This is a genomic window from Microvirga splendida (genome assembly GCF_016427565.1).
GTDB lineage: Bacteria > Pseudomonadota > Alphaproteobacteria > Rhizobiales > Beijerinckiaceae > Microvirga > Microvirga splendida.
The window spans coordinates 241500-268324 of the sequence record NZ_JAELXT010000001.1 but is presented as its reverse complement, the minus strand read 5'-3'; the positions used below and the strand labels follow the sequence as shown (position 1 = coordinate 268324).

General features: G+C 64.1%; 25 protein-coding genes. 9 read left to right on the top strand and 16 right to left on the bottom strand.

Annotated elements, in window-relative coordinates:
- Positions 1–41 precede the first annotated feature (41 nt).
- The 3 genes from JAO75_RS01295 to JAO75_RS25435 all read right to left on the bottom strand — a co-directional run bounded on the left by JAO75_RS01295 (position 42) and on the right by JAO75_RS25435 (position 2166).
- The gene (locus tag JAO75_RS01295) at positions 42–446 is read right to left on the bottom strand and encodes a hypothetical protein (RefSeq protein ID WP_199045994.1); all 405 of its coding nucleotides are present in this window, start codon (positions 444–446) and stop codon (positions 42–44) included.
- Between the two features lie 153 nt (positions 447–599).
- Positions 600–1943: a tyrosine-type recombinase/integrase gene (locus JAO75_RS01290; protein WP_199045992.1), complete on the bottom strand. Its 1344-nt coding sequence runs from the start codon at positions 1941–1943 to the stop codon at positions 600–602.
- A complete protein-coding gene (locus JAO75_RS25435; protein ID WP_425523140.1) occupies positions 1936–2166 on the bottom strand; it encodes a helix-turn-helix domain-containing protein in 231 nt (76 codons plus the stop codon). Before JAO75_RS25435 ends, JAO75_RS01290 begins: the two co-directional genes overlap by 8 nt.
- A 412-nt stretch (positions 2167–2578) precedes the next feature.
- On the opposite strand from JAO75_RS25435, the gene JAO75_RS01280 reads away from it, so the two are divergent.
- Positions 2579–4162 (top strand): peptide chain release factor 3, encoded by a 1584-nt coding sequence (locus JAO75_RS01280; protein WP_199045988.1) that lies wholly within the window; start codon positions 2579–2581, stop codon positions 4160–4162.
- Positions 4163–4405: 243 nt separating this feature from the next.
- Here JAO75_RS01280 and JAO75_RS01275 read toward each other — a convergent pair whose 3' ends face one another.
- From JAO75_RS01275 to JAO75_RS01250, 6 genes are all read right to left on the bottom strand, one after another.
- Positions 4406–5872, bottom strand: coding sequence for a PAS domain-containing protein (locus JAO75_RS01275; protein ID WP_199045986.1), 1467 nt, complete (start codon positions 5870–5872; stop codon positions 4406–4408).
- A gap of 68 nt (positions 5873–5940) precedes the next feature.
- Positions 5941–6891, bottom strand: coding sequence for a sugar kinase (locus JAO75_RS01270; protein WP_199045984.1), 951 nt, complete (start codon positions 6889–6891; stop codon positions 5941–5943).
- Positions 6892–6990: 99 nt separating this feature from the next.
- Positions 6991–7899 (bottom strand): N-acetylglucosamine kinase, encoded by a 909-nt coding sequence (locus JAO75_RS01265; RefSeq protein WP_199045982.1) that lies wholly within the window; start codon positions 7897–7899, stop codon positions 6991–6993.
- Positions 7900–7943: 44 nt separating this feature from the next.
- The gene (locus JAO75_RS01260; RefSeq protein WP_199045980.1) at positions 7944–8834 is read right to left on the bottom strand and encodes an N-acetylmuramic acid 6-phosphate etherase; all 891 of its coding nucleotides are present in this window, start codon (positions 8832–8834) and stop codon (positions 7944–7946) included.
- 108 nt (positions 8835–8942) lie between these two features.
- Positions 8943–9962, bottom strand: a complete 1020-nt coding sequence (locus JAO75_RS01255; RefSeq protein WP_199045978.1) for a serine hydrolase domain-containing protein — start codon at positions 9960–9962, stop codon at positions 8943–8945.
- A gap of 7 nt (positions 9963–9969) precedes the next feature.
- Complete coding sequence (locus JAO75_RS01250; protein ID WP_199045976.1) at positions 9970–11067, bottom strand: anhydro-N-acetylmuramic acid kinase; 1098 nt, start codon at positions 11065–11067, stop codon at positions 9970–9972.
- Between the two features lie 142 nt (positions 11068–11209).
- Here JAO75_RS01250 and JAO75_RS01245 point away from each other — a divergent pair, with 142 nt between their 5' ends.
- From JAO75_RS01245 to JAO75_RS24725, 4 genes are all read left to right on the top strand, one after another.
- Positions 11210–12709, top strand: coding sequence for an ABC transporter substrate-binding protein (locus tag JAO75_RS01245; protein WP_199045974.1), 1500 nt, complete (start codon positions 11210–11212; stop codon positions 12707–12709).
- A 68-nt stretch (positions 12710–12777) separates the two neighbouring features.
- Positions 12778–13725, top strand: a complete 948-nt coding sequence (locus JAO75_RS01240) for an ABC transporter permease (protein WP_199045971.1) — start codon at positions 12778–12780, stop codon at positions 13723–13725.
- 5 nt (positions 13726–13730) lie between these two features.
- Complete coding sequence (locus tag JAO75_RS01235; protein ID WP_199045969.1) at positions 13731–14555, top strand: ABC transporter permease subunit; 825 nt, start codon at positions 13731–13733, stop codon at positions 14553–14555.
- Entirely contained in the window at positions 14552–14989 is a 438-nt protein-coding gene (locus JAO75_RS24725) for a GNAT family N-acetyltransferase (protein ID WP_199045967.1), read from the top strand. The genes JAO75_RS01235 and JAO75_RS24725 overlap by 4 nt, the downstream gene beginning before the upstream one ends.
- Positions 14990–14992: 3 nt before the next feature.
- Here the strand turns inward: JAO75_RS24725 and JAO75_RS01225 are convergent, their stop codons facing one another.
- Genes JAO75_RS01225 through JAO75_RS01205 form a run of 5 tightly spaced genes read right to left on the bottom strand, consistent with a single transcriptional unit; the run spans position 14993 to position 19915 of the window.
- Positions 14993–16060: a Gfo/Idh/MocA family oxidoreductase gene (locus JAO75_RS01225; RefSeq protein ID WP_199045965.1), complete on the bottom strand. Its 1068-nt coding sequence runs from the start codon at positions 16058–16060 to the stop codon at positions 14993–14995.
- Positions 16061–16073: 13 nt separating this feature from the next.
- Positions 16074–17207 (bottom strand): N-acetylglucosamine-6-phosphate deacetylase, encoded by a 1134-nt coding sequence (nagA, locus tag JAO75_RS01220; protein ID WP_199045963.1) that lies wholly within the window; start codon positions 17205–17207, stop codon positions 16074–16076.
- Entirely contained in the window at positions 17207–18265 is a 1059-nt protein-coding gene (locus JAO75_RS01215) for an SIS domain-containing protein (RefSeq protein ID WP_199045961.1), read from the bottom strand. The genes nagA and JAO75_RS01215 overlap by 1 nt, the downstream gene beginning before the upstream one ends.
- Positions 18252–19037, bottom strand: coding sequence for a GntR family transcriptional regulator (locus JAO75_RS01210; protein ID WP_199045959.1), 786 nt, complete (start codon positions 19035–19037; stop codon positions 18252–18254). Before JAO75_RS01210 ends, JAO75_RS01215 begins: the two co-directional genes overlap by 14 nt.
- Positions 19034–19915 (bottom strand): glucosamine kinase nucleotide-binding domain-containing protein, encoded by an 882-nt coding sequence (locus tag JAO75_RS01205; protein WP_199045957.1) that lies wholly within the window; start codon positions 19913–19915, stop codon positions 19034–19036. The genes JAO75_RS01210 and JAO75_RS01205 overlap by 4 nt, the downstream gene beginning before the upstream one ends.
- A gap of 354 nt (positions 19916–20269) precedes the next feature.
- On the opposite strand from JAO75_RS01205, the gene JAO75_RS01200 reads away from it, so the two are divergent.
- From JAO75_RS01200 to JAO75_RS01185, 4 genes are all read left to right on the top strand, one after another.
- Complete coding sequence (locus JAO75_RS01200) at positions 20270–21559, top strand: ABC transporter substrate-binding protein (RefSeq protein WP_199045955.1); 1290 nt, start codon at positions 20270–20272, stop codon at positions 21557–21559.
- Positions 21560–21626: 67 nt separating this feature from the next.
- The gene (locus tag JAO75_RS01195; RefSeq protein WP_210340128.1) at positions 21627–22589 is read left to right on the top strand and encodes a carbohydrate ABC transporter permease; all 963 of its coding nucleotides are present in this window, start codon (positions 21627–21629) and stop codon (positions 22587–22589) included.
- A 13-nt stretch (positions 22590–22602) separates the two neighbouring features.
- Positions 22603–23430 (top strand): carbohydrate ABC transporter permease, encoded by an 828-nt coding sequence (locus JAO75_RS01190; protein WP_199045953.1) that lies wholly within the window; start codon positions 22603–22605, stop codon positions 23428–23430.
- Between the two features lie 24 nt (positions 23431–23454).
- A complete protein-coding gene (locus JAO75_RS01185; RefSeq protein ID WP_199045951.1) occupies positions 23455–24546 on the top strand; it encodes an ABC transporter ATP-binding protein in 1092 nt (363 codons plus the stop codon).
- 13 nt (positions 24547–24559) lie between these two features.
- Here the strand turns inward: JAO75_RS01185 and JAO75_RS01180 are convergent, their stop codons facing one another.
- On the bottom strand, positions 24560–25261 hold the full coding sequence (locus JAO75_RS01180) for a thiamine ABC transporter ATP-binding protein (RefSeq protein ID WP_199045949.1): 702 nt from the start codon (positions 25259–25261) through the stop codon (positions 24560–24562).
- Entirely contained in the window at positions 25248–26825 is a 1578-nt protein-coding gene (locus tag JAO75_RS01175; protein ID WP_199045947.1) for an ABC transporter permease subunit, read from the bottom strand. Before JAO75_RS01175 ends, JAO75_RS01180 begins: the two co-directional genes overlap by 14 nt.

Below are 26825 nucleotides of genomic sequence, written 5' to 3'. Positions count from 1 at the left end.
GTCATAAAGACCGCCCTCTGGATTCCCGGATTTGGTTCAGCTTACCATCCGCCGTGGTAGCCGCCCCCATAGTACGGAGAGCCGTAGCTGTAGGTCACAGTACGGGTGCTCACCGGAGCGTACCCGTAGTCATAGGAGCGAACCACGCGCCGAGTGCGGTAGACCGGGCGGGGCTCCTCGTAGTAGCGGACAATCCGCTTCACGCGATAGGGGCGGTAAGCCGGGGCGGCATAATAGCTGCCATAACTATAAGATGCCGGAGCATAAGCCGGATAAGCGTAGGCCGGAGTGGCTGCACTCGCAAGCAGGGCACCCGCCGCAACACCGACGACGCCAGCCGCAACAGCAGGGCCAACCCAATTGCGATCCCGTGCCTCGGCATTGGACGCCGATACGGTTCCAAGAGCCAAGACGCTGATGGCAGCCAGCGTTGCAATCTTCCGCATGTATGATCTCCAATCCGATAGCGCCAAATTCCTATTGGCTTCATTCAAACAAAGCGTGGCTGAATGGAACTTGAACCATTTTGTTAGAATTCCGATAGGCGCTCCTGCCATAGAAAGGGTCTCTATTACCGCTTTAGGCTACATCGAAGGATGTTAGCTCTGAAGGTCAGGTGCAAAAGCGGGGTTCTGAGAACTTGCTCCCGTGAAGGGAGCACTATACAGCCCCGAGACAGTTGTGGCGGTGGAAAGCTTTTTGAATGCCCTTCCCACAGCTTCCGCTGCCTCTGCGCGATCCGAGACCCTTTGGCGATGGTAGTATTTAAGGGTGGTTGCTACCTCGGTGTGGCCAACGTTCTCGGAAATCACCGAGAGTTTGCCATATCCGAGCGTCTGGACCGCGTGATTGATGTATGCAGACCGGAAGTTATAAGGCTTGAAGTCAAATCCAACCGCTTTGCCGAGGCGGTGTGCCAGCGCAGTCAAGCGGCTGACGTAGCCCACTTTCTGGTTCTTTTGACTGCGGCGCGACGGAAAAACATAGGGGCCGTTGTAGCCAGTCTGGTTACGATACGCGGCAGCCTTGTCGAGGACTGCCATTGCTTCCTCGCTGAAGAAGATCTGTCGCGGTCGGTCGGTCTTCGCCCATGTTTTGTGGCGATCCTTGACTGCGATTCTGAAATTCTTCCCTTCTGTGTGGAAGTCCTCGATTTCGTCCCAACGCAAACTCTGAATCTCAGACGGGCGAGCGCCTGTATGGAGCAGCAATTCAAGGCACATTGGACCTGTCACATGCGTATCAGGATCGGCATAGCCATGTTGGATCGCAGCCATAACCTGTTCCCACTCGCGGTCTTCCCAAGCCACGGCGAGACTGCCCGGTTTATGCTCAACGAGCCATGAAATGTGCTTGGAAATTTTCGAGGTCGGGTTTTCATATCCCGGCGGGACTGCGAGCCCACTGATCGAGTCAATGGCCCTGTTGAATGCCGCCGTCAAATTCCGGATCAGCGAACGCGCCGCGCCTTTGCGATGCTCATAATTGTCCTCAATCCAGCGTTTCGCCACATACCGCGTAAAGTCAGTTACCGCAGTCGCTCCATGATCCTTCAGAATCTCACGATAAAGGTTCGTTACGCCTTTCCTATTGTCGGGCTTCAGGGTCAAGAGGTGGTGCTGAAGCACGTCCGCAACGGTCGTCGCGCGTCGTGGACGGGCCAAGATGGACCTTGGATGGCGGCCCTCTGAGCGTGCCCGTTCGAACTCGACAACCTTAGCTCTTGCTTCTTCATAGCTCATATTAGGCCACTTCCCGAGCGTGATAGTCTCGGGGTTGCCTCCGTTAAACCGAAAGCGATACCGCCAAATCTTTGACCGAGGGGAGATCACAATGATGAGATTCCCCATGATGTCAGTGTAACTAATGCTGCGTTCGCCTGCGGGGCAGGTCAGTGTTCGAACTTTGTTGCAGGTAAGTTTCAGCGGCGTAGACTTAGCCATGCTGACCCCCCACAGCCAGTGGGCGGCCACGCTGTTGAAGCAGGGCAGAATCGCTCCCGCTGCGGGCCCAAGTATCGAGATCGTTGATATGATAGAGGGGACGCCCTTCTTTCCGAGTGAAGCGTGGGCCACGTCCTTCGGATGCCCAATTCGCAAGCGTTTTCGGGCTTCGGCGCAAGTAATCAGCCGCTTCAGATCGTTTTTTCCAAGGTGAATTACTCATCAGCAATAAATCCGTAAAGAATATGCTGATTATTGTGCCGGAGTTGATGCCAAAAAGGCGATATTTAAGTTCGCATAAATGGAGAATTGATTTATGGATCTTTCGGTATTCGAGATGGTATTCTCGATGTGCCCGGAGCATCTGTCCTAAAGGCCAAGTGGCAGTGTCGCTAAGGACAAAGCCAGTCTTTCGCTGATCTATTGAGCGAAGTACCAACGTAGAATCAATTAGAGGGAGAGCCGCCGTAACCCCCGGTAAGACAAGGGGTTTTGAAAATAAAGGAGTGTGACACTGGATCACCTCCTTTCGTTGTTGACGGGAAACCCCCATATGGGGTGAGAAGAGCCCAGCGAAAGGGCGGGGCGCTGCGGCGTTCTGTCCCCTGCATCGATTTCAGAGAATTCCAAAAGCCATGACCGATCTTCCGGCCCCGGTGGGCCGCCGCCGAACCTTTGCGATCATCTCCCACCCGGACGCGGGCAAGACCACGCTCACCGAAAAGCTGCTGCTGTTCGGGGGCGCGATCCAGCTCGCCGGCGAGGTGAAGGCCAAGAAGAACCGCGTCTCGACCCGGTCCGACTGGATGGGCATCGAGAAGGAGCGCGGCATCTCGGTGGTGACTTCGGTCATGACCTTCGAGTATGGCGGCTGCGTCTTCAATCTGCTCGACACGCCGGGCCACGAGGACTTCTCGGAGGATACCTACCGGACGCTCACGGCCGTCGATTCCGCCATCATGGTGATCGACGCGGCCAAGGGCATCGAGGCGCGCACCCGCAAGCTGTTCGAGGTATGCCGCATGCGCGACATCCCGATTGTCACCTTCATCAACAAGATGGACCGCGAGGCGCGCAACCCCTTCGACCTGCTCGACGAGATCGAGAAGACGCTCGCCCTCGACACGGCTCCCGTCACCTGGCCGATCAGTCAGGGCAAGAGCTTCGCCGGAACCTTCGACCTGCGCCGCAACGTGGTCCGCCGCATCGACACGGACGACGAGCCGACGGAGGTCTCAGGCCCCGACGACCCGAAGCTCCTGAACCTGCTGCCGCCGGAAGAGGTGGAGGCATGGCAGGAGGAGGTCTCGCTGGCGCAGGAGGCCTGCAAGCCCTTCGATCTCGAAGCCTTCCGCGAGGGCCATCTCACGCCGGTGTTCTTCGGCTCGGCTCTGCGCAATTTCGGCGTGCGGGATCTCATCGACTCGCTCGCCGAATACGCGCCACCGCCGCGCGGCCAGGAGGCCGACAAGCGCCTTGTCGAGGCGAGCGAGCCCAAGATGTCGGGGTTCGTGTTCAAGATCCAGGCCAACATGGATCCGAACCACCGCGACCGCATCGCGTTCATGCGCATCTGCTCCGGCAAGCTCCAGCGCGGCATGAAGGCGAAGCTCGTGCGCACGGGCAAGCCCATGAGCCTGAACTCGCCGCAATTCTTCTTCGCCCAGGACCGCGCCATCGCGGACGAAGCCTGGGCCGGCGACGTGGTGGGCATTCCCAATCACGGCACCCTGCGCATCGGCGATACGCTCACCGAGGGCGAGGACATCGTCTTCCGCGGCGTGCCGAGCTTCGCGCCCGAGATCCTGCGCCGCATCAAGCTGCAGGACGCCATGAAGGCCAAGAAGCTGCGCGAGGCGCTGCAGCAGATGGCGGAAGAAGGCGTGGTGCAGCTCTTCGTGCCGCAGGACGGTTCCGGCGCCATCGTGGGCGTCGTCGGCGCGCTGCAGCTCGACGTGCTGAAAGAACGCCTGGCGGCCGAATACGGCCTGCCCATCGACTACGAGCCGACCCGCTTCTCGATCTGCCGCTGGATCACGGCGGACGACCCGAAGGAGCTCGACAAGTTCATCGAGAGCCACCTGTCGTCCATGGCGCGCGATCTCGACGATGCGCCCGTGTTCATGGCGGCGAACCAGTTCAACCTTCAATACGAGGTGGACCGCTACAAGGCGATCCAGTTCTCGGACGTGAAGGACTACCAGAAGAAGGCGGCGTAAGGCTCAAGCGCCTTTCGGGATTGGAACCTCTGTCATCACCGGCCTTGTGCCGGTGATCCCCCTTCGTTGAGGCGTCGCGTTCCTTCGCATCGGGATGGCCGGCACAAGGCCGGCCATGACGTGGAGGGTGTCATCCCCGGCGAGCGAAAGCGAGGGAAGGGGATCCAATCACACCCTCGGCGCTATGGATTCCCTTCCCCTGCGATGGCTTCGCCATCTTCGGCCGGGAATGACACCGCCGGATCAGGCTTCCAGCTGGTTCATCGGCAGGTCGATGCGCACCCGCAGGCCCTCGGGGCGCCAGTCGTAGGCGATGGCGCCGCCGAGCTGGTCCTTCACGCTCCGGAGCGCGAGCTTCGAGCCGAAGCCTTCCGCGCTCGGCTCGCCCTGGATTGCCGGCCCGTTCTCTTCCTGCCACAGCAGCGTGAGCGTCACGCCGCGCACCCAGCTGATCCTCAGGCGGCCTTCGGGAACCGAGAGGGCGCCGTATTTCGACGCGTTGGTGGCCAGCTCGTGCAGCACCAGGGTCAGGATCGTTGCGGCCTTGGGGCCGATCCGCACCGGCGGCCCTTCGAGCGTCATCGAGGAGGAGGCGTCCTGGCTGATGTGCGGCGCCAGGATGGCCTGCAGGATCCCGTCGACCGTGGTCTCCCCATCGGTCGGCTCGCTGCCCGTGATGGCCGGGCGGATCAGCTCATGGGCGCGGGCCAGGGCTTCGATGCGCCCGCGCAGGGCGGTGGCCATCTGCTTCGGCGTTTCCGCCGTCCGGGCCGTGAGGGCGATCATGCCGCTGGTCATGGCGAAGAGATTCTTGACCCGGTGATTGAGCTCCTGCACCAGAAGCTGCCGGACCTCCTCGTTCCTGCGGCGCTCCGTGATGTCGATGATCGTTCCGAGGACGCGGGCGGGTTTCAGCTCGCCGTCGACGATCTCGTAGAGCATGCGGCCGCGGCTGAGGATCCAGCGGACCTCGCCATCGGGGCGGAGGATCCGGTGCTCGATCTGAAGCTGCCCGCCGGATCGCGGATTGCTCAGGGACCCGACGCCGCTCACAACGTGCTCGCGATCCTCCGGATGGAGGGCCGAGTACCAGAACTCATAGGTTGCAGGCTCGTTCCTCGGCAGGCCGAAGATGTCCTTCTGCCGGTCCGACCAGAAGGTCTCGCCGGTCTGGGTGTTCCATTCCCACAGGCCCATCTCGGTCGCCTCGACGGCAAGCGCCAGACGCTCATTGTGGAGCGCAACCTCGCGGGCCTTGATCTCGGCCTCGCCGCGCGCCTTGACCCGCTCCGTCACATGGGCTCCGAGAGCCAGAATGCCGCTGATCTGATCGCTCCCATCGCGGACCGGCAGCAGCTTGATGTCCCAATAGGTGGTGGTGCCGGGGGTCAGGACGAGGGCATGGTCCTTCAGCTCCTGCGGCTCGCCGGTCTGGAAGACCTTCTCGCGCGCGGAGCGAAGCTCGGGGGTGTACCTCTCACCCATGACCTCCTGGACGGTCTGTCCGATCAGGTCCTCGTCGGGGGATCCGAGGACCGACCGGAACAGGCGGTTGGCGAAGGCGAACTGCTGGTTCGCCCCAAGGGTGACTGCGATGGCCAGCGGCACATTCTCGAGAAGCTCGGACAAAGCCTCCCGGCTGAACCCTTCCGCTCCGCCCTGGAGGCGAATCTCATCCAGTCCATAGGCCCAAGGCTGAGAGGGACTCACGCGGACATCCTTTACGAAGGCACATGAACGGGAAGCGTCGGTGTCAGGCTTATTATTGTAATAATGTTCTAGGCTGTCCGCTTGCTTTGTCCAGCCGTATCCGGGCCGTCCAGCAGGGCCTTGGACGCGGCTTTCTCCGCAAACTGCGTCTGCACCTGCGTGATATCGGCAACGGTCGGCAGGCTCGCCTCGTTGCCGAGATGCTGGATGGCGTGGGACGACGCTCCGCGGGCGAAGATGAAGTGCTCGCGCCAGGGCAGCTCCGGCCGGGCCATGGCGGAATAGACATAGGCGCCGTGGAAGATGTCGCCGGCGCCGTTGGTGTCCACCACCTTGTCGCCCGGAACGTCGAGGGCGGGCAGGACGCCTTCCTGACCCGTCTCGTCGTACCAGACGAGGCCGCGCTCACCCAAGGTCACGCCGCCGATCCGGCAGCCGCGGCTCTTCAGATAACCGAGCATTCCGGCCGGACTCAGGTCCATCTGCTCGCACAGGCGCTCGGCCACGATGGCCACGTCGATGAATTCCAGGAGCTCATGGGTGTTGGAGCGCAGGCCCCCGCCGTCGAGGGAGGTGAGGATGCCGGCCTCACGGCAGGCCCGGGCGTAATGCATGGCCGCATCGGCCTGGTGGCCGTCGAGGTGGAGCGCCTTGCAGCCCTGAAGGTTCAGCGGCGGAACGGGGTGCAGGTAATGGTCGTCGCGGCAGCGCACGATGGCGCGCTTGCCGCCCCGGGGCATGATGAAGGACAGGGAGGATTCGTGAACCTTCCGGTGATGGACCGAGATGCCGTATTTCGCCGCCATGTCGATGAACATGCGGCCAAGCCAGTCATCCGCGATCGAGGTGAGCAGGTCCGGCGGCAGGCCCAGCTTGGCGCAGGCGAAGGCCGCCGTGACCGCATTGCCCCCGAACGAGATCGCATAGTCACGGGCCACGGTCTTCTCGTCCCCGGTCGGCAACTCGTCCGCCAGGAAGGTCACGTCGATATAGGTCTGTCCGACAAAGAGAGCATGCATCGCTTAAACATCGTCTCGCTGAATTCGCCGCCAGAGTCTTGGACGAGCGGGACTGAATAGGCAAGCCGTGAGGGCTTGGCCTTTGGGCTTGGCGGTTTCTTAAGGCCTGTTGAGGGTCGCGGCCAGGCGGGCGGCCGTCAGAGCCGCGTCCAGATCGGTCGCGATGAACTCGACCGGAGCGACAAGGCCCTTGCGGAAGGAACTGGCGACGACCGGATGGAGCCGCGCCGAGCCGCCCACCAGGGCCACGGGCCGGGGCCCGAGGCGCTTGATCAGGGCATTGGCCAGGCGTGCCAGCTCCTCGCCGGCCTCCCTCAGGATATGAAGGGCCGTGGCGTCATCGGCGGAGGCCGCCTCGCCGACGGCCCGAGCCAGGGAGCCGATCTTGCCCCTGTCGCCGCCATAGACGAAGGAGCGGACGATGTTCCAGTCGGTGCCGCCGAGCGCCCGGGCGAGGCAGGTGCCGAGCGTCGAACTCCAACCTGCGCCGGGGCTTTCCTCCTCGGTCCGCAGGATGGCTTTGAGCGCCTCACGGGCGATCCAGAAGCCGGAGCCGCCGTCGTCGATGAGGTTGCCGCGCCCGCCGACCCGGATCACCTGCTTGTCCTCGGAGAGATAGTAGCCGATGGAGCCGGTGCCGCTATAGACCAGGATGCCCTCGCCCAGGGCGAAGTAGGCCAGGTAGGCGATCCACATGTCCTCCGCGACGAAGACTTTTTCCGGCGGCAGCTCGAAGGTCTCGGCGAACATGGCCCGCATGGTGGCCTCGGCCGGCGTGTCGCGGGTCAGCCCCGTGATGCCCGCGATGATGCCCAGCGGCTTTCCCGTCTTCAGCACGACTTGAGCCATGTCGAGAACGATCTGCCGGGCGCGCTCTTCGGCGGCGGCGGAAAAGAGATGGCCGGTCAGGGGCGCGACGGAGCCTTCGGCGATGCACCGGCCGGTGGCATCCGCCAGCCGCCAGCGCGTGGCGGTTCCGCCCGCATCGATGCCCAGCCCCAGCCCCATGCGCCTGCAGCCTTCTTGTCAGTGCCCGCCTTGATGCTGCTTTGTTATGACGTCTTGGGGAGATCCGCCAGGGCCTTGCGCAGATTGCCGTCATGGCGCTCGAGAGCGGCTTGCGCCTCCGCCGGGCTGGCACCCATCGCAATGAGAACGGCCGTCTTCAGGTCGCCGCCGGCCTCCAGGATGGCGTCCGTCGCCGTGGCCTCGTCGCAATCGGTGATCTGCATCACCATGATCTCGCTGCGGCGGCGCAGCTTGGCGTTCGTGGCCCGCATGTTGACCATCAGGCCGCGATAGACCCGGTCCATCCGCACCATGATCAGGGTGGAGAGCAGGTTGAGGATCACCTTCTGGGCCGTGCCGGCCTTCATACGGGTCGAGCCGGCCACCACCTCCTCGCCCGTGTCGGCCAGGATCGGATGGGAGCAGACGTCCAGCAGGGGCGTGTCGGGATTGTTGGAGATGCCGATGGTCTGGGCGCCCCGCGCGGCCGCCTCCTTGAGGGCCGCGATGGTGAACGGCGTCCGGCCGCTGGCCGCCACGCCGATCACCACATCGTCGGGGCCGATCTTGTTGTCGCGGATGCCCGCGATGCCGTCCTCGACCGAATCCTCGGCATTCTCGACCGCCTGCATGATGGCGCCTTCCCCGCCGGCGATCAGGTAAACGATGCGGTCGTCCGGCCAGTTGAAGGTCGGCGGCAGTTCCGTGCCGTCCTGAACGCCGATGCGGCCCGACGTTCCGGCGCCGGCATAGACGAGCCGCCCGCCGCGGCGCAGGCGCGGCACCGCCTCTTCCGCAGCAGAAGCAATCGCCGGGAGAGCGGGCCTGACGGCCGCGACGGCGGAGAGCTGTCCTTCGAGAAAGGCCGAGAGCACGTCGAGGCTCGGCCAGGTGTCGAGGTCCTGGAAGCGGGTACTGAAATGTTCTGTCGCCATTATGCCAACTTTCTTCCAGACCAATATAGGACCAGTTGAGACCCGCAACAATTGCCTGCGGACGACAGAATGGAGACGTTCACCACGTTTCTGTTGGCATCCTTAAAGTCACGCGCGGCGATCGAACAACGCGATCACCTCCTCGCCCGTTGCACGGCGCAGCGGCAGGATCCCGCTGTCCTTGTGCCGGCTCGGATGAACCCGGTTGGTCAGCAGCGACCAGGCGAGCCCGCGTTCGAAATCGATCCAGAGGCCGGTGCCGGTGAAGCCCGTATGGCCGATGGTGTCGGCCGAGCAGGAATCGCCGCCGTGCCAGCCGGGATAAAAGCCCTCCCAGCCCACCGTGCGCCTCTCCGACTCCCGCGTGCGGATCACCTTGATGGAGTCGGGTGACAGTCCCGTGCCGTCGAGGAGCGAACGGGCGAAGTCGAGCACGCCGTCGATGGTGCCGAACAATCCCGCATGGCCCGAGGCGCCGCCCAGCGCAAAGGCGTTCTCGTCATGCACCTCGCCGCGAATGACGCGCCCGCGCCAGGTGTCCCTCTCGGTTGCGGCGCAGAGTTTCGGATCGGGCCGGAACGAGAAGCGTTCGGGAAGCGGCTGGTCGATCAGCGCCTGTCCGGTGATGCGCTCGATGGCGATGCCGAGCAGCATGTAATTGATATCGGAATAGACCGGCGGCCCCGGCTGCCAGACCCTCTGCAGGATGAAGGCACGCAGCGTGTTCGGATCCTGGCCATAGGTGTAGAGCGGCTCCACCGCCGGCAGATGCGTCTGATGCGCAAGGCACTGGCGGAAGGTGAGCCGCCGCTCGGCCGCGTTCATGTCGTACTGGCGCAGATCCGGGATGACCGTCACCAATGGATCGTCGAGGGCGATCCGGCCCTCTTCGACCAGCTGCAGAACGCGCGTGGTCGTGAAGATCACCTTGGTGAGCGAGGCAAGGTCGAACCATGTTTCACGGGAAACACTTTCGCGATCCGGCTCGATCTGTGCCGCGCCGGCCCATTGCACGGCGCGCTCGCCACTTGCGGTAATGAGCCCAAGAACCGCGCCGGGAATGCTGCCGCTCTCGATCGAAGTGGCGGAGGGCGCGAAGGCCTGCTCGATGATCTCCGTCAGGACCATGGCGGTCTCACGCGGCGCGATGGAGTTCACCGCCGGGCATGGGATGCGGCACGCCGGTCGTCGTCGGCAGGCTCAAGGGCAGACCGAGGGTCGACCTCACGGCGAGATAGCCGAAGGCCTGAGCCTCGAGGAAATCGCCGTTCCAGCCCACGGACTCGACAGGATCGACGGCAACGCCGAGTTCCCCGTGCAGGCGCTTCATGAAATGGGCGTTGCGCCGCCCACCGCCGGTGACCAGCCAGCGCTGCGGCGCGCGCGGCACATGGCGCAGAGCGGCGATGACGGATTGCACCGTGAATTCCGCCAGAGTCGCGGCGCCGTCCTCGTCCGAGAGCGTTTCCACACCTTTGGCGCGGGCATGGAAGTCCTGGCGGTCGAGGGATTTCGGCGCCGGGCGGTCGAAGAACGGGTTCCGCATGAATTCGGAGACGAGTTTGTCGTCGGCCTTGCCGGAGGCTGCCAGCTGCCCGTTCTCGTCGAAGCTCAAGCCGCGGCGACGCAGCACGAAATCGTCGAGCAGCGCGCTCGCCGGGCCGGTGTCGAAGGCGATCACCACATCGCCGTCGATATAGGTGACGTTCCCGACGCCGCCGAGATTGAGGACCATGACCGGTTGCGCGAGCTTGCTGGCGAGAGCCCGGTGATAGAGGGGGACGAACGGCGCGCCTTCGCCACCCGAAGCAACATCGGCATGGCGGAAGCGGTCGACCGTGTCGATGCCGAGATCCTGCGCGACACGCGCACCGAGGCCGAGCTGGCGCGTGAAGCGGGTTTCGGGCCGGTGGTAGACGGTCTGGCCGTGAAAGCCGATAAGCTGCACATCCGCGGCGGCAATCCCGGTCTCGCCCATGAAGCGCCGGATGGCGGCGATATGGGCCTCCGTCACGGCCCGCTCGAGATCCTCCAGCGGCTCGCTCTGCGCCCGTGCCGGCTCGGCGATCAGCTCCTGGAGAACTGTCCTCAAATCCTCCGGGTAGGAGAAGGTACGGCCAGGGCCAGGCCTCACGACCGTATCGCCGTCCGTCTCGACGATGGAAACATCGATGCCGTCCATCGAAGTACCGCTGATCACGCCGATGGCTTTGACGATGGGACGATCCGACATCACTCTCTCCGGGAGGTTCAATCCTGTGGTGGACCATAGCACAGCCCATGAGCCGGTCCAGAGTGGTATGATATTGGACCATGACAGGTTCGAAACGATGACTTATAAATCCCTTTGCGGCTTCCAAAGGAGGAACAAAAGAATGGTCAGGTCAGCTCTGCGCAGTGCGCTTGGCGCAGGTTTCATGGTGGCGGCAATGGCCTCCGCTTCGGCTCAAGTTCTGGAAATCGGCGCGGATGCAGGCCCGACAGGACTCGATCCGCATCTCATCACCGCGTTTCCGAGCTTCATGGTGGTGAACGGCAATATCTATGAGGGCCTCACGGCCATCGACAAGGATCTTAAGACCGTCCCGGGCCTCGCCGAATCCTGGACCGTCGCGCCGGACGGCAAGACCTATACGTTCAAGCTGCGCTCGGGCGTGAAATTCCATGACGGCTCCGACATGACGGCAGAAGACGTGGTCGCCTCCATCAAGCGCGTGCAGAGCAAGGACATCGCCTCGCCCCTGGCAAGCCGCCTCGCAGCGGTCGAAAGCGCCAATGCGGTCGATCCCCAGACGGTCGAGCTGAAGCTCAAGGAGCCGTCCGCGGCGCTCCTGTCGTCGCTCGCCACCATCGCCATCGTGCCGAGCGCCATGGAGGCGAACAAAGATGCCCTGCAGAAGGCGCCCGTTGGCACAGGCCCGTTCAAGTTCCAGGAGTGGCAGCCCAACGGCTTCATTCTTCTGACCAAGAACGACGCCTATTGGGCGAAGGGCCTGCCGAAGCTCGCCGGGCTCAAGTTCAACATCGTGCCTGAATCGGCGACCCGCCAGGTGGGCCTGAGCAACGGCCAATACGCGCTCCTGCCCAACATCGATGCGGCCACGGCCCTGCAGCTCAAGGGCAAGCCGAACGTGAAGCTCGCTGAGACCATGGATCTCGCCTACACGCTCATCGGCATGAACGTGTCGAAGCCGCCCTTCGACAACCCGAAGGTGCGCGAGGCGGTGAACTACGCCCTCAACCGTCAGGAGATCGTGGACGCAGCCCTCTTCGGCGCCGGTGTTCCGGGTGGCCCGCTCTCGCCCGCGCTGAAGTCCTGGGCGCTCGATGTCAACAAGTTCGCCTGCTACAAGCCCGATCCGGCCAAGGCCCAGGCGCTCCTGAAGGAGGCGGGCGTCGCAACGCCGGTCGCCGTCACCCTGAAGGTCCTGCCGCGTCAGGACGTGAAGGACATCGCCCAGGTGGTGCAGGAGCAGCTGAACAAGGCAGGCTTCAAGGTCGAGCTGGTCAACCAGGAGCAGGGCCAGTTCATTCAGGATTGGCGCAACAGCAACTTCGACATGTTCGCCTCGATCAATGCCGGCCAGCCGGATCCGGACGAGTATTTCTACCGCACCTTCCGCACCGGCGGATCGACCAACGTGTTCAAGTATTCGGATCCTGAGATCGATCAACTGCTCGATCAGGCGCGCAGCCAGCAGGACCAGGCAGCCCGCAAGGCGGCCTATGACAAGGTGCAGCAGAAGCTCGCCTGCTCCGGTCCGGTGGCTCACCTGACCTACGGCACGCTGTTCTCGGCCATGAACAGCAAGCTGCAGGGCTACGACGTGATGCCGAACCGGTCGCTTCTGACCCTGCGCGACGCGTCTTACTGATCGGCTTCCATCCCCCGGTGCCGCACCCGTGCGGCGCCGGGACTCTTTTATCAGAAGAGCCCGCCTGCATGAATCGCGTTCTGCTCGCCCGCCTTATCGACCTCGTCATTGTCCTGTTCGGCGTGTCGATCATCGTGTTCCTGATGATCCGCCTGATTCCGGGCGACGCGGTCGCGATCATGCTGGGGGCGAATACCGAGATCACGCCCGAGCGCATGGCGGAGCTCAACCGGCGCGTCGGTCTCGACCGCCCCATCGTCGAGCAGTATCTGCTTTGGGCGGGCGCTGCACTGCGCGGCGATTTCGGCACCTCGCTCTGGACGGGTCGGCCCGTGGCGGGCGAAATCCTCCTGCACCTGTGGCCGACGCTGGAGCTCACCTTCCTGGCGCTTCTCGTCGGCGCCGTGCTGGCGGTGCCCGTCGGCTGCCTGATGGCGCAAACCCGCGGCGGTGCCGCCGATGTGGCGATGCGCGTGACGGCCATCGCCGGCCTCACGATTCCCTCCTTCTGGCTCGGCATCGTGCTGATCCTGCTTCTGGCCGCCTGGGCGCCGGGCTTCGCGTCCCTCGGCTATGTGCCGTTCTCGGAGGATCCCGTCGGCAATCTGCAGCGGATGACCCTGCCGGCCATCGCCCTGGCGCTGCCGATCCTTGCCAATCTCTCGCGCCTCGTGCGCTCGGCCATGCTCGATGCCTTGGGTCAGGACTACATCCGCACCGCGCGCGCCAAGGGCTTGGCCGAGCGCAAGGTGGTCTACAAGCATGCCCTGCGCAACGCGCTGATCCCGTTCCTCACCAGCGTCGGCATCATGACGGGCTATCTCCTCGGCGGCGCCATCGTGGTCGAGCAGGTCTTCGCCATTCCGGGCCTCGGCCGACTCATTCTCGGAGCCATCGCCGAGCGCAACTACCCGCTGATCCAGGCCACCATCCTGGTGGTCACGGCAGGCTTCGTCCTCGTGAATTTTCTCGTCGACCTTCTCTACATCGTGGTCGATCCCCGCGTGAGGGCCTAAAAGCCGTGCAGCGTCTGGCCAAGAACAAGCTCCTCACCTTCGCGGTCGTCCTGGTGGCGATCCAGATCATCCTCGCCCTCGGTGCGCCGTTGTTCGCGCCTTACGACCCTATGGCGCAGAGCGTGGCACGGCGGCTGCGCGCGCCGACCGAGTTGAACTGGTTCGGCACCGATCAGCTGGGTCGCGACGTGCTCACCCGCATCCTTTACGGCTACCGCACCTCGCTCATTGCCTGTCTGCTCGCCGTCGGCATCGCGCTTTGTACCGGAGGCGCGCTTGGGCTTGTTGCTGCCTATTACCGCGGCTGGCTCGACCGGATCATCATGCGCATCATGGATGTGCTCTTCGCCTTCCCGGTGATGCTGCTTGCCATCGGCATCATCGCGGTGCTGGGCCCGCACACCTACAGCGCGGCCGCCGCCATTGCGGTGGTCTACACGCCGATCTTCGCAAGGCTTCTGCGCGGTCCGGCACTCGTCTTGTGCGAGAGCGAGTACGTGGCCGGCGCCCGCGCCATCGGGGCGTCGGATGCGCGCATCATTTTTCTGCACATCCTGCCGAATCTCGCCTCCGTCATCCTGGTCCAGACGAGCCTGCTGCTCTCCGCCGCCATCCTGGTGGAAGCCTCGCTCTCGTTCCTCGGTCTCGGCACCCAGCCGCCGACCCCTTCGCTCGGCCTGATGCTGTCGGAGGGACGCAACTTCCTCATGCTGTCCCCCTGGAGCGCGATCTTCGCGGGCTTCGCCATCCTGTTCCTGTCCTTCGGTTTCAATCTCCTGGGCGACGCCCTGCGCGATACCCTCGATCCGCGTCTGAGAGGACAGCCGTGATCGTGCGGCCTGCCGGAGCAGATGACATTCCAGCTTTGGCAGCTATCGCCGAGAGGTCTTACCGGGCTGCCTTTGAGAACATCCTGGAGCCGGATGTGCTCGAAAGCCGAGACGCCACCTTCTTTGCGACGCGTTTCGCTTCGTCGTGGGAGGGAATGCTGGTCGCGTGTTCAGGCGAAGCGCCCGCAGGCTTCCTGCTTTTGACGGGCGGGCACATCGATATGCTGTTCATGGATCCCGCAGCCAGCGGCAGGGGAGGCGGTGCGGCTCTCCTGAAGGAGGCCGAACAGCGAGATGCGCGAACCCTCGAGTGCTTCCGCGACAACCATGCGGCTCGCCACTTCTATGAGCGTCACGGCTGGCGTGTGGAGCGGGAATACGACCGGGAGTTTGCCGGAAAAAGCCGCAGTTTCGTTCTCTACGCGAAGGGCTGACGCTCAGAGCGTCACCACCCGGCCTGTCCGCACCGCCTCGTCGGCCGCGAGCACGATGCGTAAGGAACGAACGGCGTCGTTCATGTGATCCGTCAGGTCCAGGTCCTCCTGAATCGCCCACAGCAGGTAGCGCTGCTCGCGCTCGCACAGATCGTCGTGGTCCGGCTCGTCCGTGGTGCTGATCCGCTCGTCGGCCCTCGCGAAGGTGCCGTCGTCCTTCAAGGCGGCATGGTGGAGAAGGATCTGGTTGGTCTTCGTGTGAGCGTTGATGTCGTCGGAGCGGATGTCGCCCGCCGTCTCGGCCATGACGATGCTGACGCTGCCCTTCGGGCCGATCACGTCCTTCACGAAATAGGCGGTCTCGCTCATCATGGGTCCCCAGCCGGCCTCGTACCAGCCGACAGAACCGTCGTCGAAGGTCACATGGAGATGGCCGTAATTGTACATGCCGGCCGGCATGTCCTCCGTCAGGCGGGTGCCGACGCCATGGACCTGCACGGGCTTGGCCTTCGTGATTTGGCACATGACGTCGACGTAATGCACGCCGCAATCGACGATGGGGGAGAGGGATTGCAGCAATCTCTTGTGCGCCTCCCAGGCGGCTCCGCTCGATTGCTGGTTGAGGTTCATGCGGAAGACGTGAGGCGTGCCGAGCGTCCTGGCGAGTTCGATGAACTTGATCCAGGAGGGGTGGTGGCGAAGGATGTAGCCGATGACGAGCTTGCGCCCGGTGCGCATGGCCGTATCAACGACCCGCTGCGCATCCTCGACCGTATCGGCCAGGGGCTTTTCCACGAAAACATGGGCGCCTGCTTCCATGGCCCGGATCGCATAAGGCGCATGGGTGTCAGACCAGGTGTTGATGGACACCACGTCCGGCTTTGTCGCCGTCAGCGCTTTCTCGAAATCGCTGAACCGTGGAGCACCATTCAGAGCCTCAGGCAATACCATGGTCTCGATGTTGCGCGTGCAGAGCCCTGCCACTTCGTAGCCCTCGATCCGCGTGTAGGCGAGGGCATGGGACAGGCCCATGTTGCCGAGGCCGACGACCAGAACCCGCTGCGCGCTCATCGACGCTTACCCCTTATTCGCTTTGCCCACCGATCCAAGTCTGCCGCACCTGCAGGCTCTCGTCGAGAAGGACGAGGTCGGCGCGGTAGCCCGGCGCGATGCGGCCGAGCTCGTGATCGAGGCGCAGGAAACTCGCCGGTGCAAGCGACGCCATGCGCAGCACGTCCGGCAAGGCGAGGCCCAGCCGCTCGACGCTGTTGCGCACGGCGCTCGCCATGTCGAGGTCGGAGCCGGCGAGCGTTCCGTCCTCCGTGGTAAGCCGGCCGTCCTTGCGGTAGATCGTGCGGCCGTGGAGCTCGAAGCTCGTCAGGTCCGTGCCGGTCACAGACATGGCGTCGGTCACGAGCATCATGCGCTCCGCGCCCTTGGCGGCGATCGCCACACGCAAGGCGGCATCGCTTACATGATGCCCGTCGACGATGAGGCCGCACCACGTATCCGGGCTGTCGAGCGCCGCACCCACGGGGCCCGGGTCGCGGCCGGCGAGCGGCGGCATGGCGTTGAAGAGATGCGTGAAGCCGCGCAAGCCGTGCCGGATCGCCTCCATGACGGTGTCGTAGTCGCTTGCCGTATGCCCGGCGCAGATCAGAACGCCGGCTGAAGCGAGCCGCGCGATGGAATCCATGCCGTTGCGCTCGGGCGCGAGCGTCACCAGGGTGCGGCCTTCCTTCAACGAGGTCAGGATGGCGATATCCTCCTCCTCCATCGGGCGCATGAAGGCGGGGTTGTGCACACCCTTGCGCTCGGGGCTGATGAAGGGGCCTTCGACATGGATGCCGAGAACGCCGGGAATGCGAGAAGCCAGAGCCTCGCGCATGGCCTCGACTCCTTCCGCCATCATCTCGCGCGTATCGGTGATGAAGGTCGGCAGGAGGCCGGTGGTGCCGTAGGCCCGGTGCGCCTGCGCGATGGTCCTGATTCCTTCGACGCTGCGCACGTCGTTGTAGAGGACACCGCCGCCGCCATTGACCTGAACGTCGATGAAGCCGGGCGCCAGGAGGCCGCTCACCGCGCGGCGCTTAATTCCGGCGCCGAGGTCCCGCTCATGCGGCACGGCGGCAATGCGGCCGCTCTCGATCACGACGGCGCGGCCGTCGAGCATGTGCGAGCCGTCGAACACGCGGGCTCCGGTCAGAGCGATGGGCATCAGACGGTCTCCGTCACCTTGCGCAGGCGCGGCGGGTTGTCGGGATTGCGCCCGCGTGCCAGCGCAATGGCGCTCACGAGGGGATAGAAGCTCTGAATGAGGGCAATCGGCGCGAGATAGGGGTGAACATCCTCGACGGCCGGCAGCATGACGGAAGCAGGGCCCTCGGCCGCACCTGCGACCACGACAGGGACCCCCTGTTCGTTCAGCCTCGTCACGAGATCGTTGACGCCGTTCAGGGTCTCGTCCTGCTGGCTCAGGACCATGATGGGGAAGTGGTCGCCGGCCAGGGTCCAGGGGCCGTGCATCAACTCGGCGGCGCTCATGGCTTCCGCATGCACGCCCGAGGTCTCCTTGAGCTTGAGCGCGGCTTCCTGGGCCACGGCGAAGCCGACGCCGCGTCCGACGACGAAGAGGTTGTCGGCGTCCGACAGGAGCGGCAGCGCGGGCGACCAATCGACGGCGGATGCTTTGGCGAGCACGTCGGGCAGCGTGTCGAGCGCGTTCAGCAGACCCTGGTCCTGGGACCAATGAGCGACGAGCTGCAGGCCCGCTGCCAGCGCCGCGATGAAGGATTTCGTGGCTGCCACGCTCTTCTCGGGGCCGGCATGCAGCGGCAGCACGACCTCGCAGGTGGAAGCGAGCGGCGAGGAGGTGTCGTTCACCAGCGCGACCGTCAGCGCGCCGTCATCGCGTCCCGCCTGGGCAAGGTTGAGAATGTCGGGGCTGCGACCCGATTGCGACACGGCGAGGAACAGCGCATCGCGCATGCGCGGGCGCGCCTCGTAGACGGATGTCACCGAAGGGCCGACGGAAGCCGTCACCAGACCGGAGTGGATCTCGAGCAGATATTTGACGAAGGTCGCCGCGTTGTCCGAGCTGCCCCGTGCGCAGGTCACCGCAAAGGGCGGAGCGGAGGCGCGCAGGCGCTCGCCCAGCTCCCGGCAGAGGGATGCGTTGTTGTCGAGCAGGCGCGCCACCACCTGGGGGGCCTCCTGCGCTTCGCGCAGCATGGCCGTGACGGTGGAAACAGCGCTGTTCGTTTCAGGTGTCATCATTGTGCATCCGTTCGGGCTGGCTGATCGTCAGCTCGGCCACGAAATCATAGGCATCGCCCCGGTAGTAGGACGAGGTGAATTCGACCACTTCACCGGTGGCCGTGAACGACCGGCGCTCGATATAAAGCGCCGGGCTCTGGGGCGGAACGCCGAGGAGCGAAGCCTGTTCCTCTGTCAGGAGCACTGCGTGCAGCCGCTGAAGGGCGCGCGTCGGCATGAAGCCCTTCTCGTGCAGCACTGCATAAAGGGATTGCTGCACCAGGGAGGGATCCGGCAGAACCCGAGACGGGATGACGGCGTTCTCGATGGCCATGGGAATGCCGTTCGCCAGGCGCAGGCGATTGACGCGGCTCACCCGGTCGCCGGGCGAGAGACCGAGCGCCATCAGCTCGTCCGTCGAGGCCTGCCCTGTCGACCGGCTCAGCATCACGGCCGAGGATTTCAGGCCGCGGGCCGACATGTCGTCCGTGAAGCTCGACAGGCGGGACAGGGGCTGCTCCAGCCGCATCTGCTGCGCGATGAAGGTGCCTGAGCCCCAGCGCTGAACGAGCACGCCTTTCTGCACGAGGCCCGTGATGGCCTTGCGCACGGTGACGCGCGAAATGCCGAGCTGCTTGGCAAGATCCCGCTCTCCGGGCAGGGCTGCATCGGCCTTGAGCGCGCCCTTGCGCACCGCTTCCTCGATGGATTGCTGTAGCTGGAGATAGAGAGGCGTCGGATTGGCCTCGTTCAGGGGAAGAAGCGACAGGGCCTCGCCGGCTTGATGGGTCATGAGAGCCTCTCTGCCATGGCCGTGCGGGCGAGCAGGATGGCGCCGTCGACAGCATCGGCCATGGGGGGCGCAATGGTCCGCTGGACAGGAGGCGGCAGCCAGGGGCGCATGGGCTCGGCCAAGCCGCCGAAGAGGCAGATGGCCGGAGCGCCCAGGTCGAGCAGGCGGGTGGCGATCAGGCCCAACCCGGCGGCAGCGCTCGCAACCAGCTCGATGCCGAGCGGGTCCCGCCGCTCGGCATAGTCAAGGACGAGCGGCGCATAGCGCCCGTAATCGCTCGGCCGGGCTTTGCCGACCCAGTCGACCAGGATCTCGAGGTCGTTCTTGAACTCGGCCAGCACCGCGTCCGAGAGCGGGGTCGATGGGGCGCGCCCGTCATGGGCCCAGATGCAGTGGCGCAGAAGTTCTCGCCCGATGGCGGCGCCGCTGCCCTCGTCGGACACCTCATAGCCCCAGCCTCCAACGTAGTGGCACTGGCCGCTCACGCCCCCATAGCCGCAGGAGCCGGTGCCGACGATGAGAATCGCCCCGTCGCCTCCGTTGAAGGCGCCGAGCCAGGCGGTGTGGGCATCCGTTTCGATCTCGAAGGATGCAAAGGGATGGGAGCGTGCCAGCAGGCGCTCGACCGCGCTGGTCTGGCCCGCGCCTGCAGCACCCATGCCGGCATGAACCCGGCCGAGGTCGCTCTCCTGAAGCCCTGCCTGGGACAGCGCTTCGCGGCACGCCGTCAGAATCGAGTTCCAGACCACGTCTGGATCGAGACGGATATTGGACGGGCCGCCCGTCCCTTCCCCCAGCAGATCGCCCTGCTCATTGCGCAGACGCGCCCGGCACTTGGTGCCGCCGCCATCGATGCCAAGGAACAGGAGGTCGGTCATGCGTGGAGGGATCTCAGGATCGGACATTCGGACGGCACAATGCCACTTAATGTCCAGTTCGGGAAGGGGCGGCAGCTTCATTGCCCAAGGTCCTGCATGTCGACCCTGTGGATGCAGATTCGCGAGAGCGCGGAGGGAGGTCGGCAGTTTCCAGAAGATCCGGCCGAAGGGGAGTTGTCTTTGAATTTTGCCGATACCAATATGAGGTCACTTGTCCAACGCATCGACCAGTGAAACAGTCATGGCTGCCCGCTGGAAGGCACAAGAATGCACAAAATGGGCACGGGGCAACAAAAGGGAACATGCTCGGAGGCGGGCTTCGACGCCGCCTCTGGAGTACGGAGGACGAAAACGATGAAGACGCTCCATTCGAAGGCTTTCCGGCGTCGTGCGGGACAGCTGCTGGCGACGGCATCCGTCGTCGCGGCCGCCCTGGCTTTCGCCAACGCCGCCTCGGCCCAGACCCTCACCATTGAGAGCTGGCGCAACGACGATGCGGAGGTTTGGAACAACAAGATCATTCCGGCCTTCAACAAGAAGCACCCGAATATCAAGGTGCAGTTCAAGGCCGATCCGCCGACCGAGTACAATGCCGCGCTCAATGCACGCCTGGCCGGCGGGACGGCCGGGGACCTCATCACCTGCCGTCCTTTCGACGCGTCCCTCGACCTGTTCAAGAAGGGCAATCTCGTTTCCATTAACGACGTGAAGGGCATCGAGAATTTCTCGGATGTGGCCAAGAGCGCCTGGTCCACGGACGACGGCAAGACCACCTTCTGCATGCCGATGGCCTCGGTGATCCACGGCTTCGTCTACAACAAGGAGATCTTCGACGAGCTGAAGCTGACGCCGCCGAAGACCATGGCCGAATTCCATGCGGTGCTCGACAAGATCAAGGCCGACGGCAAGTATACGCCCATCGCCATGGGCACGGCCGATCAGTGGGAAGCCGCCACCATGGGCTTCCAGAACATCGGCGTGAACTACTGGAAGGGCGAGGAGGGCCGCAAGGCGCTCATCGAGGGCAAGCAGAAATTCACCGACAAGCCCTACGTGGACACGTTCAAGGAACTGGCGAGCTGGGCTCCCTATATGGGCGACGGCTACAAGGCCCAGAAATACCCGGATACGCAGAACCTGTTCACCCTGGGCCGCGCGGCGATCTATCCGGCCGGCTCCTGGGATGTGCCGATCTTCCGCAAGCAGGCCGATTTCGAGTTCGACGCCTTTGCGCCGCCCGTGGTGAATGCCGGCGACAAGTGCTACATCAGCGACCACACCGACATCGCCCTCGGCATCAATGCCAAGTCGCAGAACATGGAAGCCGCCAAGACCTTCCTGTCCTGGTTGGCGTCGCCTGAATTCGCCGAGATCTACGCCAACGAGCTGCCGGGCTTCTTCCCGCTCTCCAAGGCAAAGGTGGAGGTGAAGGACCCAGTGGCGGCCAAGTTCGTCGGCTGGCGCGGCGATTGCGAAAGCTCGATCCGCAATTCCTACCAGATCCTGTCCCGCGGCACGCCGAACCTCGAGAACGAGCTCTGGAACGTGAGCGCCCAAGTGATGAACGGCACCATGAAGCCCGAAGAAGCGGCCAAGAAGGTCGAGGACGGCCTCGCCAGCTGGTACGAGCCGCACAAGAAGTAAGCGAAGCACTGTAAGCGGGCCGTTCGGATGGGCGGCCCGCTCTTACTCTCCTCGATTTCAGGCAAGCATGACGGATCTCACGGCCTCCAGCGTGCAGTCGACGGACGTGGTTCCAGCCCGTTCGCGCTTCCCGATCCATATCGCGGTGTTTCTTGCACCTGCGCTCGCGATCTACACGCTGTTCTCGATCTACCCGCTGATCGACACCATCCGCCTGAGCCTCTATGCCGGCGATGAGACAGGCGCGCGCAGCTTCGTCGGGCTGCAGAATTTCGAGACGCTCCTGATGGATCCCAACTGGTCGGGCCAGTTCTGGAATGCGCTCACCAACAACCTGATCTTCTTCGCCATTCATATGGTGGTGCAGAACGGCATCGGGTTAGGATTAGCCATGCTGCTCAGCCTGCCGCGGCTGACCGGCGGCAGCGTCTATCGCACGCTCATCTTCCTGCCGACCATGCTTTCCGTGGTCATCATCGGCTTCATCTGGCAGCTGATCCTCAACCCTCTCTGGGGCATCGCGCCGAGCCTTCTGAAGGCAGTGGGGCTGGGCGGCTTGTTCGGCCCCTGGCTGGGGCAGGAATCGACGGCTCTGCTGACAGTCTCCCTCATTTCTGTGTGGCAATTCGTCGGCATCCCGATGATGCTGATCTATGCGGCCCTTCTGAACATCCCCGACGATCTGCTCGATGCGGCGACTGTCGACGGTGCAGGGCCGTTCAGCGTGTTCTGGTTCGTGCGCCTGCCTCTGATCCTGCCGACGCTTGGTGTTGTCTCGATCCTGACCTTCGTGGCAAATTTCAACGCCTTCGACCTGATCTACGCAATTAAGGGCGCGCTCGCCGGCCCGAATTTCTCAACCGATATTCTCGGCACCTTCTTCTATCGCACCTTCTTCGGCTTCCAGCTTCAGGTCGGCAGCCCGACCATGGGTGCGGCGGTGGCGACCGCGATGCTGATCATCATCCTGATCGGCATTCTGATTTACCTGTTTGGCGTGCAGCGGCGGCTGCAGCGGCACACCTTTTAAAGGAGACCGGGACATGACCGTCAGGCCCGGCCGCATCGCCGTCCATATCGCGCTGATCCTCTACACGATCCTGGCACTAGGCCCGATTTTTCTCATCCTGATCAACGCCTTCAAGACACGCCGGGCGATCTTCGCCGACCCGCTCGGCCTTCCCAATGCCCAGACCCTGACCACCATCGGCTTCGACCGTGTCTTCGCCAATTCCGATTTCGGCCTCTACTTCTTCAACAGCATGACCGTCACGGTCGTATCCCTGGTGCTGATCGTGCTCATCGGGGCCATGGCCGCCTGGGCGCTGACCGAATACCGCTTTCGCGGCAACACGCTTCTCAGCCTCTATCTCGCCATCGGCATCATGGTGCCAATCCGCCTCGGGAGCGTCAGCATCCTGCGCATGATGGTGGAGCTGAACCTCGTCAACACCCTGACGGCGCTGATCCTCGTCTATGTGGCTCAAGGGTTGCCGCTCGCGATCCTGATTCTCGGCGAGTTCATCCAGCAGATCCCGAAGGATCTGCGCGATGCAGCCCGCTGCGACGGCGTGAGCGAGTACCGGATCTTCTTCAGCATCATCCTGCCCCTCATCAGCCCGGCCATCGCGACCGTCGCCGTGTTCACCATGGTGCCTGTGTGGAACGATCTCTGGTTCCCGCTGATCCTCGCGCCCGGCGATGGCAAGCAGACGATCACACTGGGTGTGCAGCAGTTCATCGGCCAGTATGTGACGGACTGGAATGCGGTGCTCGCCTCCCTGACGTTGGCGATCGCGCCCGTACTCGTTCTCTATCTTCTCTTCTCCCGCTATCTCGTGCGCGGCCTGACCGCCGGCGCCGTGAAGTGAGCATCATTCCAGGAATTCACCACGATGGCTGAGGTTTCTCTCCACGGCGTTGCCAAGTCCTTCGGAGCGACGGAGATCCTGCGGGATATCGACCTTTCCGTCGACGACGGAGAGTTCGTCGTCTTCGTCGGTCCGTCGGGCTGCGGCAAGTCCACGTTGCTGCGCATCATCGCGGGCCTTGAGACGGTGAGCGGCGGCGAGATCCGGATCGGCAACAGGCGGGTGAACGAGTTGCCGCCGGCGGATCGCAAGATCGCCATGGTCTTTCAGTCCTACGCGCTCTACCCGCATATGAGCGTCTACAAGAACATGGCCTTCGGGCTGAAGTTCGCGAAGGCCAACAAGACGGAGGTGGACCGCCGGGTACGGCAGGCCGCCGAGATCCTGAAGCTGACGCCGTTGCTCGACCGTAAGCCGCGGGAGCTGTCGGGCGGCCAGCGCCAGCGCGTCGCTATCGGTCGCGCCATCGTGCGCAACCCCAGCGTCTTCCTTTTCGACGAGCCCTTGTCGAATCTCGATGCGGCTCTGCGGGTCAACACGCGCCTGGAAATCGCCAAACTACACCGGGATCTCGGCGCCACCATGATTTACGTTACTCACGATCAGGTCGAAGCCATGACGCTGGCGTCCAAGATCGTGGTGCTGAACCAGGGCCGGATCGAGCAGGTCGGGGCGCCGCTGGAGCTCTACCGCCACCCGCGCAACCTGTTCGTCGCCGGCTTCATCGGCTCGCCGCGCATGAATTTCATCCAGGGGCAGGTTCTTCGGACAGGCGAAGGCCAGGCCACGGTCGGTTTCGCCGGCACGGAAGCGGCTGTGGCCGTGAAGCCCGGCAGCGTGAAGCCGGGCGATGCCGTGACAGTGGGCATCAGGCCCGAGCACATGGAGGAGGGAGGGGCCGACGCTACCCCCCTCAGAGGCACCATCGATGCCGTGGAGCAGCTCGGTGAGTCGAGCTACGTCTACATGCGCCTCGCCAGCGGCGACGATGTGATCGTCCGTGCTCCCGGCGAGACCGAGGCGGCTCCGGGCGGGTCCTATACGGCCCATGTGCCGGTTCGTGCGCTCCACGTGTTCGATGCGGCAGGGCTTTCGGTCTTGGCCGCGCGTTCCTGAGGCGAGGCTTCGTTCACGAATTCGAGACGGCCGCCGCGATCCTCGGCGCCAGCGCGCTGTTGAGGATGGTCGCGGGCGGACCTGAGGCGACGACCCTGCCGTCGGCCACAAAGGCCATTTGATCCGCCACGTCGGCAGCATCCTCCGGCGTGTGGATCGTCATGAGGATGGTGACCGGGCGCTTGCGCCGCATGTCGTCGACGAGCAGGATCATGTCACGGCGCAGCGTCGGGTCGAGGCTGCTGAAGGGCTCATCCAGCAGGATGAGCGGTCGGCCGGAGACCAGGGCGCGCGCCAATGCCACGCGCTGGCGCTGGCCTCCCGACATCTCGCCGGGCTTGCGGGTGCCGAACCCGGTCAGGCCGACGGCCTCCAAGGTGTCTTCGATCAGCGCCTTCTCACCGTCGGTCAGACGCAAGGAGGGCCGGAGGCCCAGGCCCACGTTCTGCGTGACGCTCAGGTGAGGAAACAGGTTGTGATCCTGAAAGACGATGGCAACAGGCCGCTTGGCAGGCTCGAGCGGCAGCAGGTTCTGGCCATGGAGGGTCAGCGTTCCGCTCTCGGGCGTCTCGAAGCCGGCGATCATGTGCAGCAGGGTCGTCTTGCCGCCGCCTGACGGGCCGATGACGGCGCACAGGTGCCCCGCCTTCACCGCAAGAGTGTAGTCCGCCACGAAGTCGGGCCATGACAGGCGGCAGTTCTCAATCGTCAGCATGGGACAGGCGACCTGAAAGATGAGCGAGCAGGAAGGCAACGAGAACGATGACGAGGCCGATGGCCGACGCCTCATCGAGCCGGTAGGCGCCGAGACGCTCGTAGAGAAGGTAGGGCAGCGTCACCAGCTCCGTGCCGCCGAACAGCGCGATGATGCCGAAATCGCCGAACGACAAAGCCATCGCCAGGGCAAAGCCGGCGGCAAGAGGCTTCCTCAGCACGGGCCAGTCCATGATCGTGAGCTTCGCCCAGCCGGTGACGCCGAGCGAGGCTGCCACCCGGCCATAGCGCTCCTCGACGGTGAGCAGATGGGGCGCGACATAGCGATAGGCGAATGGCACGGCGGCCAACCCATTGATGAGCGGCAGAAGGATCAGACCGGCGGATGCCGGATCGCCGAAGCGCTGGATCAGCAGGAAGAGGCCCGCCGTCAGGGCGAAGGGCGGAATGGCGAGAAGGGTATCGGGCAGAAAGTCATAGAAGGCTGCGATGCGTGGCGAGCGCAGGACGAGGCGCCTCCGCCGTGCCGCGGAGGCGAGTGCGAGAGCGAGCACGCAGGCGATGATTGCGGCGGCGGAAGCGATGACCATGCTGGTGACGAAGGCCTGGAGAAGATCGAGGCCGATGATGTCGGGAACATTGCGAAGGCCTGTCAGGACGCTGAAGGCGAGGGGAACGATGAAGAGCGCCCCGATCGCGAGCAGCACGGTATCCACGATCTTCAGGCGGGGATCCTTTGCATCGGGACGGCGGACGAGGCTGCGGACCGTATGCCCGGCGGGCGGGCGGATGAAGGCCCAATGCAGGAGTGCCGTCATCGACAGGCAGATCACGAGCTGGATCAGAGCCAGCCAGGCGACGCGGCCGAAATCGAGGTCGATCTTGAGCGCCTCGTAGATCGCCACCTCAAGGGTGGAGCGGCTCGGGCCGCCGCCGAGCGCCAGCACGATGGCGAAGCTCTTGAAGCACATGAGGAAGATCAGGCCCGCAATGCCTGGCAGCTCCGCGCGCAGCACCGGCCAGTCGAGGTGGCGAAAGACCTGCGCCGGCGTGAAGCCGAATGCGGTGGCGAGGCGCCAGTGCTCGGCGGGAATCTGGGCCAAGCCATCCAGCGTGACCCGCGCCACGAAGGGAGCGTTCAGGAACACGTGAGCGATGAGAATGCCGGGATAGCCGAAGATGCTGAAGCCGCCTTCCCATCCGAAAAACGCGAGCATCTCGGCGAGCCATCCGCTGCGGCCATAGACGGCGAAGACTGCGAAGACGACCACGATGGTGGGCATCACCATCGTGGTGCTCAGGGCCGCAAGAACAACATACCGGCCTGGGAAGCTGCGGCGCACGAGGGCAAGCGCGAGGCCGATGCCGAGAGCAAGGGACAGGGCCGTCGAGAGCGTCGCCTGGATGATCGAGAAGGCGAGCACGCGGCCGAGATAAGGGCCGATGGAGAAAAGCGTCGGCGTTCCTCCATCGAAAGTGGCAAGCGCGATGAAGCCGCCCGCAACCAACCCTAAGATGACAAAAGCCACCAGGCTTCCGGGATGGGGCAGCTTCAAGGTCAGCAT

Excerpts from the sequence above, each read along its gene's own strand:
- JAO75_RS01295 (WP_199045994.1), bottom strand. The coding sequence starts at position 446 with ATGCGGAAGATTGCAACGCTGGCTGCCATCAGCGTCTTGGCTCTTGGA.
- JAO75_RS01290 (WP_199045992.1), bottom strand. The coding sequence starts at position 1,943 with ATGGCTAAGTCTACGCCGCTGAAACTTACCTGCAACAAAGTTCGAACA.
- JAO75_RS25435 (WP_425523140.1), bottom strand. The coding sequence starts at position 2,166 with ATGAGTAATTCACCTTGGAAAAAACGATCTGAAGCGGCTGATTACTTG.
- JAO75_RS01280 (WP_199045988.1), top strand. The coding sequence starts at position 2,579 with ATGACCGATCTTCCGGCCCCGGTGGGCCGCCGCCGAACCTTTGCGATC.
- JAO75_RS01270 (WP_199045984.1), bottom strand. The coding sequence starts at position 6,891 with ATGCATGCTCTCTTTGTCGGACAGACCTATATCGACGTGACCTTCCTG.
- JAO75_RS01265 (WP_199045982.1), bottom strand. The coding sequence starts at position 7,899 with ATGGGGCTGGGGCTGGGCATCGATGCGGGCGGAACCGCCACGCGCTGG.
- JAO75_RS01260 (WP_199045980.1), bottom strand. The coding sequence starts at position 8,834 with ATGGCGACAGAACATTTCAGTACCCGCTTCCAGGACCTCGACACCTGG.
- JAO75_RS01255 (WP_199045978.1), bottom strand. The coding sequence starts at position 9,962 with ATGGTCCTGACGGAGATCATCGAGCAGGCCTTCGCGCCCTCCGCCACT.
- JAO75_RS01250 (WP_199045976.1), bottom strand. The coding sequence starts at position 11,067 with ATGTCGGATCGTCCCATCGTCAAAGCCATCGGCGTGATCAGCGGTACT.
- JAO75_RS01245 (WP_199045974.1), top strand. The coding sequence starts at position 11,210 with ATGGTCAGGTCAGCTCTGCGCAGTGCGCTTGGCGCAGGTTTCATGGTG.
- JAO75_RS01240 (WP_199045971.1), top strand. The coding sequence starts at position 12,778 with ATGAATCGCGTTCTGCTCGCCCGCCTTATCGACCTCGTCATTGTCCTG.
- JAO75_RS01225 (WP_199045965.1), bottom strand. The coding sequence starts at position 16,060 with ATGAGCGCGCAGCGGGTTCTGGTCGTCGGCCTCGGCAACATGGGCCTG.
- nagA (WP_199045963.1), bottom strand. The coding sequence starts at position 17,207 with ATGCCCATCGCTCTGACCGGAGCCCGCGTGTTCGACGGCTCGCACATG.
- JAO75_RS01215 (WP_199045961.1), bottom strand. The coding sequence starts at position 18,265 with ATGATGACACCTGAAACGAACAGCGCTGTTTCCACCGTCACGGCCATG.
- JAO75_RS01210 (WP_199045959.1), bottom strand. The coding sequence starts at position 19,037 with ATGACCCATCAAGCCGGCGAGGCCCTGTCGCTTCTTCCCCTGAACGAG.
- JAO75_RS01205 (WP_199045957.1), bottom strand. The coding sequence starts at position 19,915 with ATGACCGACCTCCTGTTCCTTGGCATCGATGGCGGCGGCACCAAGTGC.
- JAO75_RS01200 (WP_199045955.1), top strand. The coding sequence starts at position 20,270 with ATGAAGACGCTCCATTCGAAGGCTTTCCGGCGTCGTGCGGGACAGCTG.
- JAO75_RS01195 (WP_210340128.1), top strand. The coding sequence starts at position 21,627 with ATGACGGATCTCACGGCCTCCAGCGTGCAGTCGACGGACGTGGTTCCA.
- JAO75_RS01190 (WP_199045953.1), top strand. The coding sequence starts at position 22,603 with ATGACCGTCAGGCCCGGCCGCATCGCCGTCCATATCGCGCTGATCCTC.
- JAO75_RS01185 (WP_199045951.1), top strand. The coding sequence starts at position 23,455 with ATGGCTGAGGTTTCTCTCCACGGCGTTGCCAAGTCCTTCGGAGCGACG.
- JAO75_RS01180 (WP_199045949.1), bottom strand. The coding sequence starts at position 25,261 with ATGCTGACGATTGAGAACTGCCGCCTGTCATGGCCCGACTTCGTGGCG.
- JAO75_RS01175 (WP_199045947.1), bottom strand. The coding sequence starts at position 26,825 with ATGCTGACCTTGAAGCTGCCCCATCCCGGAAGCCTGGTGGCTTTTGTC.